Origin of the sequence: Streptomyces sp. NPDC102451, assembly GCF_044765485.1 — a bacterium.
GTDB lineage: Bacteria > Actinomycetota > Actinomycetes > Streptomycetales > Streptomycetaceae > Streptomyces.
This window is the reverse complement of sequence record NZ_JBIWKD010000007.1, coordinates 113,596-129,384: the sequence shown is the minus strand read 5'-3', so window position 1 is coordinate 129,384 and position 15,789 is coordinate 113,596. Positions and strand designations below refer to the sequence as shown.

Here is a 15,789-nt window from a genome sequence, read left to right as displayed (position 1 = left end):
GTCGTTCAGGCAGCGCTGGAGGGCGAGAGGGAAACAGGTGCCCCTTCACGGAGCAGCGGGGCCGCTGACTGCGTGCCAGCCGGCTACGGAAGACCCCACTCGAAAAGTAGCGGAAACATGTGAGAGAAGTGCATAAAACGTGAAGATCACTCGGCTTCCAGGCCGACGTCAGATATCGAGATCGTGTAACGCCCGTGGCGACAGACCCAACTACCCTTCTCGGCGGGGCTCATGTGAAGCACTACCAGATCGCGGAGCGAGGGATGCGTTCCCCAACTCTCCGGCACCGCTGCACCGGCTTCATCGCTGCGCAGCCACCGCCCCGGCACAGGCGCCACCCGCCGCGCGACGCCAGCCAGCTCCGCCGCCCGGAGCCCGAGCCGGCCTCCAGCGGGAACCAGGGCCTTGCCTTCGGGATCAAGCGTCGCGGTCCCGCCAGCCTGCTCATAGAGGCAGAGCACGCGACCGGTGTCGGCGCCGAGGCGAGTCGTCAGCAACTCCTCGCTCACCCCAGCCTCCCGCGCGGACAGCTTGCTGAGATCGCCCCTCACATCCGCCGGCGCGCAAATGCTGGTCCAGGTCGCCAGGTGCCGCTCGGCCGCCTCACGCGCAAGCCGCTCCTCGTCCAGCCGTGCCAACTCCTCGCGGGCGGCGCCCTCCAGCTGGTCGACGAACTCTTCCTCGTACACCTCGTCGACCAACCGCTGGACGTCATCAGGGACCGCTATGCCGTGCGGGGCGCACTTCTGCAGAGTCTGTGACGTGCGTACCAGCAGTCCTGCGTCGTAGACCGTGCCCCACGAGCGGGGCACGGAACCGTCGGGGGCAGCCAACGGGTCGAGCACCACCAGCTCCGGTTCATCCTCGGCGGCAGCCCATTCCGGCCGGCCGAGAGGACCACGCTGGTGCCGCCGTCCGCGCCCGGCCCGCTGCAGCAGCTGGGCCAGCGGTGCCAGATCGCTCACCACTAGATCGAAGTCGAAGTCCAGAGACTGCTCCACCACTTGCGTCGCCACCAGAACCGACCCCGGCCGCACCGAGACCGCCCCTGCGCCGGGCTTCCCGTACGCGGCTTCGCACTGCGCCGTGATCTCTGCACGTACGTTCGCCGGGTAGCGGGAGTGCAGCAGCCGTACCCCGCCGGGACGAGATGCAAGCTCGGGGAACGCCGCACATACATCCCGGTAGGTCTGCTGGGCCTCGGCCACTGTCGTGCAGCAGACCAGCGCCGTACCCCCGCTCTCGGCTACGGGCGCCAGCACTTCCCGCAGTGCCGCACGCCGACCGCCATCCCGCACCGGTACACCCGCCGGCTCTGAGGCATCCCAGGCCACCGGCCGGTGAGTCACCTTCAAGGTCCGGGCGCGACTGCTCGCGGTACTCCTCGCAGCCGACACCTCACCCGAGATGCCGTTCACGAACAGCCAGCCCGGATACCGCGGAACGACCCCCGACGGCCCGCGGAACCCCGCACCACGCCTGTAGGCGTCCACCAACGACCCTGCCGAACGCCCCGTCAGCGTGGCCGACAACAACACCACCGGGGCGCCCATCGCGCCCAGCCACTCCAGTAACCGCAGCAGAAGCTGGTGCATCCACGGCCCGTACGCGTGCGCCTCATCGACCACGAACACCTTGTCCGACAACCCAAACAGCCGCAGAGCGTTGTACCGCAACGGCAGTACCGCGCTCAAAGCCTGATCGATCGTCCCCACGCCCAGTGGGGCGAGCAGTCCACGCTTCGGCCCCCGCAGCCATCCGTCCGCCTCGACTGCGGTTTCCTTCTCCGCACTCACCGACTCCGCACCGGCCGGTGCGCCGGACTCGGCAGCCCGCTCCCCGCTTACCGCGGAGCTCAGCCACGCCATCGAGTGCAGCAGCATCAATGCCCGCTCTCCGGACAGTGCCCTGTCGGCGAACGTCTCCACCCGCGGCAGCATCGCGTCCGCCGTCCCCATTGTCGGCAGCGCGAAGTACAGCCCCCGCGCACCTGCCGCACGGCCCAGCACCGAGGCCGCGAACAACGCCGCCTCCGTCTTGCCGTCCCCTGTCGGAGCCGTCACCAGAACCAGCCCAGGCCCATGCCCACCGACCATCGCGGGAAGATGCTCCAGGAGATCCTGCTGCAAGCTGTTGGGAGCAAACGAGAACATCTCGCCGAATTCCACGGCAGCAAACCGGGTTCGGCCCAGCCGGGCCGCTCGCACCAGGTCCGGGGCTGCCTGCACCGCAGCCCGCCAATGGGCATCGATCTGATCCGGCGTCCCCGACCAGCCCGCATCGGGGATCCGCTGTTCGATGGCTGACGTCTGACTGGCCAACCAGTCAGCCACCACGACCAGTCCGGACACCATCACGGCCAACCCGGCCGGCAACCCACCACGAGGAACCGCGAACGCACCCATGGCCCGCCGCAGCTCCATGAAGTGCCCACGTCGCTGCGCAGCCCAACCCTGCCTTCCGAGACCAGGGTTGTAGTCCTCGGCGCGCGCCGCCCTCTTGGGGTTCAAGACCTCACCGAAGAGGCCGTGATGGCCGCCCAGCAACTGTGCGATCTGATGACTGACCGATCTGTGCAGCAGGCGCTCGCTGTCGGGATACCCGGCCTCCGCGAAGAGGGGATAGAGGGCCCAATGGGAGGCGATCTCGTGGCGGAAACTCTTCTCGCCCTCAGCGCCTTGTGCGTTGACGTAGGTCGGGTCATCGCTGATCGGTTTGTAGCAGGCGGGGACCTGGGCCTGGAACGGAGGGGTGATCTTGCCTAAGTCGTGCAACCCGGCCCAGAACGAGACCAGGGTGCGCGCCTCCAGCAGACTTAATCCGAGCGCCTCCGCAACAGCAGTCCTGGTCTCGTCGCTTAGAACGACATCCCACAACTCCTGGAACACCGCTCCGGTATCAAGGAGGTGGCATATCACCGGATACGGCCGGGGCAGCCCGCTCTCCTTCCCCCACAGCCGAACATCTAGAACACAGTTCCCTGACGGGCCCGCATGGTCGCACTTCAGCATGAGCACAGAGATAGCACCCCTCACTGACAACCGTCCCGAATAGCCCAACTTGGCGCTGATGCGTGAGGTGGGCCTTACACTCGCTGCGCAGCCACTGTGAATCGAGATGCATGCGCGACGAAGCTTGGCAAAGAAATGGCAAACCGGTCAGATAAGGCCAGGTCGCGAAGGGTGCTCTCCGCGCGAGCGGAGGTGAACCGTCCACTCTCCTCATGGCCTTGGACGAGGCCACGTGCTCTCCGCGCGAGCGGAGGTGAACCGAGTCCTGGAAAGGCACGTAGGTCTCCGTCTCGGTGCTCTCCGCGCGAGCGGAGGTGAACCTGGACATTTGGGGCCCGGGTGATGACCGGGCCCGTGCTCTCCGCGCGAGCGGAGGTGAACCGCGGCGACGAGGACGGGCAGAGCGGACCCTCCGGTGCTCTCCGCGCGAGCGGAGGTGAACCGCCGGCGGGGCGCTGGCCGTGATGGGCGACCAGGTGCTCTCCGCGCGAGCGGAGGTGAACCGTGGGCTCGGGCCTGGTTGACCTCGTCGTCGGTGTGCTCTCCGCGCGAGCGGAGGTGAACCGCGTGGGGCCCCTGAGGTGGAGGTGCTCGCCGAGTGCTCTCCGCGCGAGCGGAGGTGAACCGGAGAACAGGTCGAAGGCGCCAGAGAGCCCTGCGTGCTCTCCGCGCGAGCGGAGGTGAACCGCTGGCGCTCGCGGGGACGGGTATCGGGCTGCTGTGCTCTCCGCGCGAGCGGAGGTGAACCGATCTCGGGGTCGGCGTCGGCGTACCGGGACATGTGCTCTCCGCGCGAGCGGAGGTGAACCGTCCTTGGCCGAGACCGCCGAGCTGATGCGCCGGTGCTCTCCGCGCGAGCGGAGGTGAACCGCGCCTCGCCGCGGTCTACATCCCCAACTCGGTGTGCTCTCCGCGCGAGCGGAGGTGAACCGGCGGTCATCCACCGGGCCCACCGGTCGGCGTCGTGCTCTTCGCGCGAGCGGAGGTGAACCGTCCACGTAGAGCCGCTCAGCCCCATCAGGGCCGTGCTCTCCGCGCGAGCGGAGGTGAACCGGAGAAGCGTCAGTCGCACTCCAGCTCTCCGGGGTGCTCTCCGCGCGAGCGGAGGTGAACCGCCGAAGGCGCCCGCGAGGAAGCCGGCCGGGGGGTGCTCTCCGCGCGAGCGGAGGTGAACCGAAGACCACCCTCGTAAACGGTTCACCTCCGCTCGCGCGGAGAGCACAGCTGGAAGAACAGGTTCGCGGCCTCGGCTTCGAAGGGGATGTAGCCGACCTAGTCGATCACGATCAGCGGATAGCGGCTGAGAGGCAGCGACTCGGTGGCCGACGAGATGATCCGCCGAGCCAAGGCCCGAGCGGGGTGAACCTTGGCTGAAAAGGGCGCATGAAGGGCGGTCTAGGCGGCGCACCACCGAAGCGGATCGACACTGCCCGGTCTCTCTTGACCTGGTCGGGACGGCTGACCCGCGCCTTCACGGTTTGCTCGCGTCTTCGTAGTTGTTCGGTGAGGAAACGAAGGTGTGTGCGTCAGACCTTGACGATCTCCTGAGGGAAAGGGGAAGCGTCGGGTCTGAAGCTGATCCGCACGACGAAGAGCGACACGACCGAGGTCACGCCGCGTCCTGTCGCTGTCGAGGCTGAGGTGCAGGGGTCCTCCTCAGCCATTCCTGAGCTCGACATGCGTGCCTTGCCGGAACGTTCGGGCTTACGAACCGCCCGGCAGCCCTCGGTCGTACCCCGGGTTGTCCGATTCGGTGAGCGGCGGCTCGTCCTTCATGTGCGTGGGCGCCAGGGCCCGAAGGGCGTGGTAGCCGACGACCACGATCAAGGTCCCCAGCGCAATGCCGCTGAGCTCGAAGTTGTCGGTGAGCGTCAGGCTGACGTTGCCGATTCCCACGATGAGCCCCGCGGCTACGGGCACGAGGTGGAGTGGGTTGGACAGGTCGACGCGGGAGCGGACCCAGATCTGGGCGCCTAGCAAGCCGATCATGCCGTAGAGGATGACGGTGATCCCGCCGAGCACCCCGCCGGGGATGGCAGCCACGACGGCACCGAACTTGGGGCAGAGCCCGAACAGGATCGCGAAGCCGGCAGCGCACCAGTAGGCGGCGGTCGAGTAGACGCGGGTGGCGGCCATGACGCCGATGTTCTCGGCGTACGTGGTCGTGGCGGGGCCACCGACCGACGTCGCCATCACAGTGGCCGCACCGTCGGCCATGATCGCCGTGCCGAGCTTGTCGTCCAGCGGGTCGCCGGTCATCTCGCCAACAGCCTTCACGTGCCCGGCGTTCTCGGCGATGAGCGCGATGACGACGGGCAGGGCCACGAGAACTGCAGAAAGGGAGAAGCTCGGGGCGTGAAAGGTGGGAAAGCCGATCCAGTCGGCCTTGGCCACCCCGGAGAGGTCGAGGCGCCAGTGGTCGACCGCGTCGGTGCCTCCGGCGGGGGAGTGGATCTTGCCGAAGACGCGGTCGAATACCCAGGAGATCAGGTATCCGAAGGCGAGGCCGAGGAAGATCGCGATCCGGGACCAGAAGCCACGCAGTACGACAAGGGCGAAGCCCGTGAAGAGCATGGTCAGCAACGCGGTCCACTGATCCTGCGGCCAGTAGGTGCCGGCGGTCACCGGAGCCAGGTTGAACCCGATCAGCATGACCACAGCGCCGGTGACCACCGGCGGCAGGGCGGCGTGGATGATGCGTGCGCCCAGAGCACGGACGACTGCCCCACAGAGGAAGAGGACCGCGCCGACGACCAGCAGTGCGCCGGTGAGGGTTGCCGCGTCGCCGCCCTGGGTCTTGATGACGGCGGCCACGCCGATGAACGACAGACTGCTGCCGAGGTAGCTGGGGATGCGACCACGAGTGATGAGCAGGAAGAGGATGGTGGCCGCACCGGATGCCATGACGGCGAGATTGGCGTCCAGACCCATCAAGATCGGGGCGACGAAACAGGCCCCGATCATCGAGACCACATGCTGCGCACCGAGGCCGGCGGTGCGCCCCCAGGTGAGCCGCTCGTCCGGTCTTACGACTTCGCCCGGTGCGAGGCTCTTGCCGTCGCCGTGCAGCTTCCAGCCGAAGCCCGCCATGGTCTTGCTCCTTGATGTGTTGCTGGGGTGGTGCTGAGGTCCGTCGGCCTGACCGGGGTTCGACGACTAGCGGAACACGCGGTTCAGGCGCATGCCGACAGGATGGGCCGTGAGGGTGGGGATTCCACCTGCGTCGTCGTATCCTGCGGGCGAGCGCTGGTCTCCGCGCTCATCATGGGCGCTACGGCGCGACGAAGGACGCGCCGAACATCGCCACCACGTGCTGGGCACCGAGCCCGAACGTACGGGGCCAGGAGAGCCGCTCGTCGGGGCGCACGACAGCCCCCGGTGCGGGGGTCTTCCCGTCGCCGTGCAAGGTCCAGCGCACGCCGAGGCCGCCCATGGTCGCTCCCTGATTGGTGTGTGCGGTGCGCCCTGGGGGTCCCACCCGCGGAAAAGATCAGAGCCATGGTAGTGCCGCGCCGGACCGGCCCCGCGCTCGGCCCCGCCGTCGGCGGAACCAGTCATTCCGTGCCCCCGGAGAGCGCCGCCGTCAGCCGCCCGTCGGGGTCCTGTCCGGCGCCGTCTGCGGGACCCCGCCCTCCGCGACCCTGCGGTCGCCCGCCCGCAGCACCCCGGCGCCCAGGACCAGCCCGAACGCCAGCACCGTGACCAGGCCGAACGACGCGAGCAGCGAGGTCGCCTCCGCCAGCGAGCCGATCGCGGACGGGGCGATGAGCCCGGAGGTGTACGTGATGGTGGCGACGCCCGCGATGGCCCGGCTCGGGTTCGTCCCGCTCCGTCCCGCCGCGGCGAACGCCAGCGGAACGACGACCGCCACGCCGAGGCCGAGCAGTCCGAAGCCGCAGAGCGCCAGGGCCGGCCCGCCGGCCAGGACCACGAGCAGCCCACCGACCGTGGCCAGGACGCCTCCGACCCGTACGGTCCGCACCGCACCGAACCGGTCGACGACCTTGTCCCCGGCGATCCGGGCGACGGCCATGGTCAGCGCGAACGCGGTGGTCGAGGCCGCCGCGAGCCCGGCGGAACTGCCCATGATGTCCTTGAGATAGACGGCCGACCAGTCGAGACTCGCCCCCTCCGCGAACACCGCGCAGAAGCCCACCGCGCCGATGACCAGCGCCGACTTCGGCGGCAGCGTGAAGCGCGGCGGCGCCTCCTCGTCGGGGAGGCTGCGCAGGTCCAGCACGCCCTGACAGGCGACGAGGCCGAGCGCCGTCAGCACCAGGGCGGCCAGCGTGTGGTGCAGCCGGGCGTCGGCCCCGATGTGCGCCGCGACCGTGCCCGCCGCCGAACCGATCAGGGCGCCCACGCTCCACATGCCGTGCAGCCCGGACATGATCGACCGGTCGAGCCGGTTCTCCACCTCGACGCCGAGCGCGTTCATCGCCACGTCCGACATGCCCGCGCTCGCCCCGTAGACGAACAGCGCCAGACAGAGCGTGAGCAGATTCGGGGCCAGCGCCGGGAGGATCAGGGCCAGCGTCCACAGGGCCAGCAGGCCGCGCAGGGCCGTCCGGGCCCCGAAGCGGTGGCTGACGCTGCCAGCCAGCGGCATGGCCAGCGAGGCGCCGATGGCGGGGAAGGCGAGCGCGAGCCCGAGCTGGCCCGCGCTCACCGAGGCGTGGTCCTGGATCCACGGGACCCGGGTCGCGAAGCTGCCGGTCACCGCCCCGTGCACGGCGAAGACCGCGGCGACCGCGTATCTGGCCCGCCTGACCTGCTCCATGCCAAAGACCGGGACCGCTGGATCCTGTGTCATACGCCGTGCCCTCCCCTGAGAATTCCGGCCCGCCGGTGCCCCCGGCGGGCCGCGCGGTGCGGGCTGTAAACTATCAGGAACCCTGCCTGATGAATAACCCTTATGGCGCCCGGCCCCTCATCCATCTGGAAGGATCCCGGCATGCCCGCATCCCCGAGCACCGCCCGGGCCATCAACGACCGGCTCGCCCTGCGACTCCTCCAGCAGGACGGCCCGCTGACGGCCACTCAGCTGAAGACGATGACCGGCCTGTCCCGCCCCACGGTCGCCGACCTCGTGGAACGCCTCCAGGACGCCGGCCTGGTCCGGGTGGTAGGGGAGAGCGGCTCGGACCGCCGGGGCCCCAACGCCCGGCTGTACGGGATCATCGCCGACCGCGCGCACCTCGCCGCCCTGGACGTACGGACGGACAGCGTCGCCGTGGTCGTCGCGGACCTGCTCGGCGTCACGCTCGCCGAGGCCACCCTGCCGATCGGCAGCGACACCGGGACGCGGCCCGCCGTCGAGCGCGCCGTCGCGCTGCTGGAGCGCACCGCCCGCACGGCAGGCACGGCCCCGCTGCACAGTGTCGGCATCGGCGCCCCCGGCCTGATCGACCCGGCCACCGGCGAGCTCAGGAACACCGCCGGGCTCCCCGCCTGGCACCGGGGCCTGGTCCTGGAGCTCCAGCAGCGCCTCTCTGCCACCGTCCTGGTCGAGAACGAGACCAACCTCGCCGCCGTCGCGGAACACCGCGTCGGAGCCGCCCAGGACCGGGACACCTTCGTGCTGCTCTGGCTCGGCCACGGCATCGGCGCCGCCGTGATGCTCGACGGAAAGCTGCGGCGCGGCGCCTCGGGCGGAGCCGGGGAGATCGGCTTCATGCCGGTGCCCGGCACCCCGGGCGTCCCGTCGGCGGTCAACTGTGACGGGGGCTTTCACTCCCTGGTGGGCTCGGCCGCGGTCTGCGAGCTGGCTGCGGAGCACGGCATCAGGGCGGGGGACTCCGCGGTGGAACCGGAGCAGGAACAGGACCCCGCCGCCGCGTTCGCCGTCCGGGCCGCACTGCGGGCCGGCGAGGGTGGGGAGGCGTTCCTTTCCGAACTGGCCGACCGCCTGGCCCTGGGAGCCGCCTCCGTCGTCTCCGTCCTCGACCCCGGCTGCCTGGTCCTGGCGGGCGAGGTCGGCCGCGCCGGCGGCGACGCGCTCGCAGCCAGGGTGGAGGAGCGGTTGGCCCGAATGTCACCGCTGCGTACGGAGGTCAGGGCGGGGACGCTGGGCGGCGGCGCGGTCCTGAGCGGCGCGCTGTTCGCGGCACGGGAGGCGGCGCAGGAGGCGCTCTTCACCCCGGGAGGGTAGGCGTCCGAGCGTTAGCTCTGCGGGCAGGTTTCTGGCTACGGCTGGGCGACCGTTGGTCAATCACGCCTCTGCCCTTCTCGCGTCATGGCCGTGTGGAGATCTCTTAGAGAGGCAAGAAGGTCGCTCTGTGCTGCATCCCCTGCGGGAAGGCGCGAAAGACTGTCATCAGCAAAGCTTGTGGCTGACCGGAGGACTGCGTATGAAAGGTCCTCGGGTCTTGATCGGCCAAGCAGTACCCCGGCTGTTGACACCGACACGAGGCCCTTGTCAACTTTAAAATCGAGACGGAACGACGTATCGGTACCCGTGAACGAAATTCGCTTCTTCTCGCCAGCGAGAAGCGTCTTGAGGGAGTCGAGAAGGAGGGTCACCGAAGGATAGATCATCATTCCTTGATCTGGAACATGGTCACCCGAACTCGCTGCACCATATTCACCCTCGATGACCATGTCCCCGAGGTCGAAACCGCTGGGCTCGCCCTGCCCCGAGCGAATCGAAAATTCTACCTCGAACACGGAATGAAGCTCTTTTCTAATCTTTCGTGCACCCTGTTTCAGCTTTCCAGCTGGGTTGCCCGATCTCTCAAATCTTCGCCACTCCGTCCCAGTCGGGCCCGAGGGAGATTAGGTCGGCCGCCGCCTCGCGCAGCACTTCGGCATCAATTATTCTTCCCAGTTTACGACCCAGCGGGATTCAGTGAAATATTGCTGTAGCGAATCTTTGTCTTCTACCCAAGAATCGCCACCTTCTTTATGGAATTCGCGATCTGTGGCGGTGTGAATTAGATAGCTGGGCGGGTCGTCGGGGAGTTCTTGGACTCTTACGAACCTCCCATTTTCTTCTCCAGAGACGATCCGGCCAATTGAATTGATTTTAATCATTGAGGCCTACCTTACTATCTATTCGATTAGCGGTACGTGGTTGTTCACGTACGGTCGCTTATCTCCCGCGTTCTGGAACATTTCGAAATGAACGTGAGGTACGTCGGGCCAGTGGTTTCCGTCGAGTGAGTCCTGATCCATGCGGAATTGGCGGAGTCCGTCAGCGCTTCGGAAAACACCTCGATTCCTTCCTAGCTCTCGGTACCCATCGCCGAGAAAATCTTCACCCGCTTTCAAAGCCTCTTCGGCGCTCATGGGGTATTTGCTGACAATGCTCCCCTTGCTTTCCATGGTCTCAGCCAGGGCTCTATGCGGGCATGGCGAGAGGCCGAGTGGATCACTCCATGTGAGAGGGGTTGTAACGTATGAGTGGACGTTTGGTGCTGGCCCCAAGCTGAGCGGATCGGCGGTAACATATCGGGAAGTGCCAGGATCGTAGTAGCGGTGCAAGTTGTAGTGCAGCTCTGTTTCCGGATCGAAGTACTGACCGGGAAATCTGAGTGGAATATACGCTGTGCTGTCCGTGGGCCAGGCGGTTATACCCCACAGTGTGCTGCGAGTGCGCCAGGAAATTGTTCCCGACTCGTCAATAAGTTCAGTCGGCGTGCCAACCAGATCGGTGACAATGGCGAAGAAGCGCTCGTCGATAGCATCTTGAGCGGCGTCTGCTGAATTAATGCGCTCTGTTTGAGTCAGAGGCCTGTAGCCATCGTAGTCCCAGGTCAAGGTTACCTGACGTGGTTGATTTTCGGCGATGCTGGTCTGTTCGCACAGTACATTTCCATCCCACGTGAACAAGATTTTTTCTAGTGGATTTCCGCCGGAGTCTAGATGTTCCTTTTCGGTTCGGCGTCCCAGAGGGTCGTGCGAGTATTTCCATTTTCTGCCGTCAGGGGTTGTTACGGCGCTGAGCCTGCTTTCGGCATCCCATTCGTAGCGCCACGTGTCTGATTTACGGGACAGGCGGGTTTTCTGGCGGAGAGTGATGCGACCGAGTTGGTCGTGTTCGTAGTGAATGCTGCCAGCATGAGTGATGACAGTGCCGGTATAGACGCGCGGGCCGACAGATTCTTGGCTTGACTGTGATGTCGGCCAGAAGGCTTCAGTCTGGTTACCGAGTGCGTCATAGCTATAGCGCTCGGTCCAGTTGGCGGCGTGAACGGCAGTAACGCGACCAATCGGGTCGAGATCGAACGCCTTGTGGCCGGACAGTTGGTCAGCTAGACCTATGAGGTGGCCATCCGTGCGGTAGGTGAATTCGCGGCGTTGGATGCTGCGATTTTCCGGGCCGGTTATGTTCTGAGTGGTGAGGCGCCCCATGGGGTCGTATTGGTTGGCCAGAGTGATGCCGTCTCCGATGTGACGGGTGGTCTCTTGGCCCGCTGCATCGTGCTCGAAGGCGAGAATGCGGCCGGAGGTGGTTAGGGATATGCGTCGCCCTGTCGAGTCGTAGACCCAGGAACTGGTTACACCATTTGGCGTACGGCGACCGGTTCGCCGACCGAGAGTGTCGTACTCGTATGACATGGTGCGACCGTTGACTGTCTCAGATCTGAGGCGCCCGTACCGATCGCGGAGGCGGGTGAGGGTACCATTCGGTCCAACTGCTTGGGCGAGTTGGTCGAAGACGTCGTATTCGAACGTGGTCACCGCCCCTGCAACGTCCTTGTGAATTACACGGTCGAGCTTGTCCCGTCGGTAGCGGGTAATTTGCCCGAGGGAATCAGTTCGGGTGACGAGAGAGCCTGCGGCATCGCGTTCGTAGGTGAGTGTGCGGTTGTCGAAATCGGTCTCTGATTTTAGACGGCCAGCGGCGTCGTATCCGTATTCCCAGCATTGCCTGTGCGAATTGAGGACCTGAGTGAGGCGGAGTGCGGCATCGTGGGCGAATTCGTAGCGCACCCCGTCTGGCCCGGTGCGGGCGGTCATGAGGTCGAAGTGGGTGTACTCGAAACGAGAGACGGCACCCATGGCGTCGGTGTGGGTGGTGCAGTTGCCTTCAGCGTCGTACGTCCAGGACTCTTCGCTGCCGCCGGCATCGATACGGCGAGCAAGCCTTCCCTCCGTGGTCCAGGTGAACCGCGTGACAGCCCCCAGTGCGTTAGCCAGTGACGTCAGGCGGCCGTAGGCATCGCGCTCGTATCGTGTAGTCGCGCCTAGAGGGTCAGTGATCTCGACAGGCAGTCCGGCCGCGTCGCACCGTACTACTGTGCGATGACCGAGTGCGTCGGTCACGAAAACCGGGTTACCTGCTTCGTCGTACGTGTATGTCGTCGATGTGCCCGAGGCATCGATGACCGACGTACGGTTGCCGCGCTCGTCATAGGTCTGTCGGGTGACCCTCCCGTCCACACCCTTGACCCGCATCGGTAGGCCCAGGGCGGTGTACTCGGCAGTCATCTCTCGCCCGTCCGGGCGGATCACCGACGTCAGGCGGCCGTGCTCGTCATAGGTGGAGCGGGTGGTGTGCCCGAGTGGGTCGGTGGTGGAGAGCAGCCGGTGGTAGCGGTCGTGCTCGTAGCGGGTGACCGCGCCCAGGGGGTCGGTCTCGGCGACGACCTGGGAGCGGTCGTTGATCACATATCGCGTGGTGTGGCCCATGCCGTCCGTCATCGACGTCATGCGCAGACCGGTCTCAGGGTCGGTGTCGTCCCAGGTGAAGTGGGCTTCGAGGTGGCCGTTGGTGCCGCTCTGGTACACGCAGCGGTCGTGTTCGTCGTAGACGTACTCGTACCGGCTGCCGTTGGTGTCCGTCCACGCAGTGATGCGGCCCAGTTCGTCGCAGTCGAAGCGCAGGGGCTTGCCCGAGGAGTTGGTGACAGTGGTGAGGTGGCCGTCGGTGTAGCCGTAGCGGAGGATCTCCTGATCGGTGCCGTCGGGGGCGGCGCCTGCCAGGTGCAGAGCAGTGATCCGGCCTTCGCCAGTCGTGAGCTTCAGGTGGTAGCCGCCGTGGTGCACGATCGACGTCGGAGTGCCCGCCTTGTCGTATTCGAAGGCGATCCAGCGGCCGTTACGGTCGTCGATCTGGGCCAGGAGCGCCAGCTCCCCGGTGGGCTGGTCGACGAAGTGCCTGACCTGGCCGGTCTCGGGGTCGGTGATGGTGTAGCCGTCGGCAACCCGATCCAGAGGCCAGCGCCGGCCGTGGGTGGGCATGACGGGGACGCCCGGGGCCGGGTGCGGGTACGCGAGCAGACTGCCCTCGTTGCAGCTGAAGACCACGCCTTCCGCGTCGATCTCCAGGCGCTGATCGACCGTGCTCGACCAGCCGGAGCCGAACCAGCGGCCGGCCCGGTGCGAGGAGTCGAAGACGCGCTCGAAGACCAGAGGAAGTGAGCCCGGCAGCACGATGTCCGTCTGCGGGAGCAGCATGCGCCCGGTCGCGACATCGACGGGGTCTCCGGCGCACTTGACCTTGCTGCACTGCTGCCCGTTGGAGTCGGGGTTGTGCTCGTGGCCTTGGCGGTGAGGGCCCTTGGGGCGTTCAGGGAGGTGCTTCATCCCAGCTCGTAGGCCGCCCTTGATCAGGCCGCCGCCCTTGGTGCCGATGAGTTCGGGAATGAGCCGGCCGACGAATTCCGAGGGGTCGCCCTTGGCCGCGTCCCAGGCGTTCTTCAGCGCGCGGTCGGGGTTGGTGACGGTGGTCACGAGCCCGGCCAGCGTCATGTTGACGCCCTTGTAGTACTCGGCCGGGTGCGTCAGGTTGTAGGGGTCCAACGGATCGACCGAGCGGACGAAGTTGAGCAGTCCCGCAGTGCCCTTGATGGCACCACCGGCGACATGGGCCAATTCCATGCCCTGGCCGACCCCGTAGTCGATGAGATCCTGCTTCGCCCGGTCCATGCCGGTCGGTTCCTTCGGAGCGTGCGCCATCGCTGCCGTGATCGCACCCTTGGCCGTCTCGGCAGCCTCGTTACGCGCGCGCCGGGCACGCTGAAGAATCTCCTGCGCGTGCCGGCGCTTGGTCGCCCCCGGGTCGGAGAACGTGCCCGGGTGCGGAAGCGGATGGTCGGTGTTCCGGACCGCGTTGTACGCCTCCGCCTTCTCCTTGAAAGCAGCCGCCGCAGTTTCGTAGTCCTGCTTGCCCTCCTTGAAGAGGGCGATCGCCTCAGCGGCCTTGGCCTGCGCGCTGGTGACCGTCCCCGCGAACGTCTCCAGAGCCTTGGCCGCGTCCTCGAACGCGTCCGCCGCGCGGACCCAGTCGGTCGGCAGCGTCTGGAACTTGGCGCGGAAGGCGTCGGCGGCCTCGCCCTTCCAATGACCAGAGTCGAGCTTCTTCATCCCGCTGCCGACGAGATCGAACGCCTTCTGGAAGTCGCGGAGGTTCTTCACCGCCTGGCTGATCTTCTCCGGCCTGCCATGGATCAGCTCATCTGCTTCCTCGGTCTGACCGAGCTGCTGTTCCCTGACCTCCGCGCCCAGCGAGGACGCGGTCTCATCGCCCCAGTCCTCGACCTTGTCCGCCCACTCGTCGGCGCCGACCCTCTCCAACCCGGCGCCGAGCACATCGGTGCCCTTGTCGATCCCTGTGCCGACGATCTCCTTGCCCTTGTCGACAAGATTGCCCGCCCCGTCGTAGAGGGCCCCGCCCCACTTCCCCCAGTCCACCATCAGTTGCTCTGCCCCCATCGCGGCTGCTCAGCCTGATCGAGAATCTCCTTAGATGGATCGAGCTTCTCCTTCAGCGTCTCGTCCATCTCTGCGCGCCGCTCCGGGGAGATGAGCCCGGAATTCTCCCAGGAGTCGAGGAGCGCGTCCTCGCCGTCGTACATCGTGTCCCGCCAGGTCTGGCCGACCTCGTCGTTCGCCTCGGCCATCGAGTCCCAGCTCCAGACCGCCCCGTCGTACGGCGACTGCCGGCTGACCGAGTCCCAGCTCATCCCCTTGACCTCGTCCTCTGAGGCATGCGGGTTCCCGTTGAGGGAGTTCACGCCGATCTTGATCGAGTCCTTGACGTACTGCTCCTGCTCCGCGTACGAACCCGCTGACAGACCCACTCCGAGAGCGAAGCCGTTGCCCTTCTGCGTCAGGGCCCGGACACCCCACTCCCAGCGGTTGCAGAACGTCTCGAACTCCGACGTCAGCCCGCCGTGCCCCAGCTCCAGCCCCGACAGTGCGAGATCCGAGAACCCCCGGCCCACCGACGCCTCACCGATGAAGCCGAGCTCCTTCAACTCCGCATGCGCCAGGTCGATCCCCTTCGCGATCTCCGCCAACGCCTCCGGCGGCACCTGAAGATCCGCGTTCTCCCCGCTCACTGCATCCCCCCGAGATCCACTGCAACCGCGTCCGGCACGATGCCCGCCACCGGCGGGAACAACATGCCGTCCGTACTTCCCGCATCCAGTGCCACTCCCGCCGGTCCCGGCAGCAACGGCACCATCACATCCAGCAACCTGGCGCCCAGAACGGCCTGATACGTCCACTCCCGCCCGGCATCCCCACGGGCCAACGCGAACCGGGCCAACGCCTCCTCGTCCGAGAAGGCACAGATCCAGCGCACGCCGTTCTGCTCCGCCGACCACAGGTCACCGGCCTCGTCCAACGGCACCAGCACCGCCGTACGCCGGAACTCACCCAGCAACACAGCAAACTCGCGGCGGGCCGTACGCAACTGGTCCTGTTCGGCCTCCACCGACGTGGCAGCGGGTGCCCGCTCGGGAGGCGGGCCTGAAAGATCATCCAGGTCCGCCAACCGCGAACGCCTGTACTGCTGCTCCGGTATCCCGTCCCCACCCGTGGTCATGCG

At 66.8% G+C, this 15,789-nt stretch carries 9 protein-coding genes and 1 CRISPR repeat array; of the genes, 1 reads left to right on the top strand and 8 read right to left on the bottom strand.

Going from position 1 to position 15,789, the window contains the following annotated elements; genetic code table 11:
* Positions 1–146: 146 nt before the first annotated feature.
* From ACIRD8_RS18240 to ACIRD8_RS18225, 4 genes are all read right to left on the bottom strand, one after another.
* Complete coding sequence (locus ACIRD8_RS18240) at positions 147–3,011, bottom strand: CRISPR-associated endonuclease Cas3'' (RefSeq protein ID WP_403992135.1); 2,865 nt, start codon at positions 3,009–3,011, stop codon at positions 147–149.
* A 171-nt stretch (positions 3,012–3,182) separates the two neighbouring features.
* Positions 3,183–4,187: direct repeats of the CRISPR family, unit length 29 nt; unit sequence GTGCTCTCCGCGCGAGCGGAGGTGAACCG.
* 528 nt (positions 4,188–4,715) lie between these two features.
* On the bottom strand, positions 4,716–6,101 hold the full coding sequence (locus ACIRD8_RS18235; protein ID WP_403992132.1) for a uracil-xanthine permease family protein: 1,386 nt from the start codon (positions 6,099–6,101) through the stop codon (positions 4,716–4,718).
* 181 nt (positions 6,102–6,282) lie between these two features.
* Positions 6,283–6,444, bottom strand: a complete 162-nt coding sequence (locus ACIRD8_RS18230; protein ID WP_389674320.1) for a hypothetical protein — start codon at positions 6,442–6,444, stop codon at positions 6,283–6,285.
* Between the two features lie 150 nt (positions 6,445–6,594).
* Complete coding sequence (locus tag ACIRD8_RS18225; RefSeq protein ID WP_403992129.1) at positions 6,595–7,824, bottom strand: MFS transporter; 1,230 nt, start codon at positions 7,822–7,824, stop codon at positions 6,595–6,597.
* 141 nt (positions 7,825–7,965) lie between these two features.
* Here ACIRD8_RS18225 and ACIRD8_RS18220 point away from each other — a divergent pair, with 141 nt between their 5' ends.
* Positions 7,966–9,162, top strand: a complete 1,197-nt coding sequence (locus ACIRD8_RS18220; RefSeq protein ID WP_403992126.1) for an ROK family transcriptional regulator — start codon at positions 7,966–7,968, stop codon at positions 9,160–9,162.
* A 56-nt stretch (positions 9,163–9,218) separates the two neighbouring features.
* Here the strand turns inward: ACIRD8_RS18220 and ACIRD8_RS18215 are convergent, their stop codons facing one another.
* The 4 genes from ACIRD8_RS18215 to ACIRD8_RS18200 form a co-directional block, all read right to left on the bottom strand.
* A complete protein-coding gene (locus ACIRD8_RS18215; protein WP_403992124.1) occupies positions 9,219–9,677 on the bottom strand; it encodes a hypothetical protein in 459 nt (152 codons plus the stop codon).
* A gap of 384 nt (positions 9,678–10,061) precedes the next feature.
* Complete coding sequence (locus ACIRD8_RS18210) at positions 10,062–14,651, bottom strand: putative T7SS-secreted protein (RefSeq protein ID WP_403992816.1); 4,590 nt, start codon at positions 14,649–14,651, stop codon at positions 10,062–10,064.
* A complete protein-coding gene (locus tag ACIRD8_RS18205; RefSeq protein ID WP_403992122.1) occupies positions 14,651–15,298 on the bottom strand; it encodes a hypothetical protein in 648 nt (215 codons plus the stop codon). The genes ACIRD8_RS18210 and ACIRD8_RS18205 overlap by 1 nt, the downstream gene beginning before the upstream one ends.
* Positions 15,295–15,786 carry an SseB family protein gene (locus ACIRD8_RS18200; protein ID WP_403992813.1) on the bottom strand — a complete coding sequence of 164 codons (492 nt, stop codon included), beginning with the start codon at positions 15,784–15,786 and terminating at the stop codon, positions 15,295–15,297. Before ACIRD8_RS18200 ends, ACIRD8_RS18205 begins: the two co-directional genes overlap by 4 nt.
* Positions 15,787–15,789 lie beyond the last annotated feature (3 nt).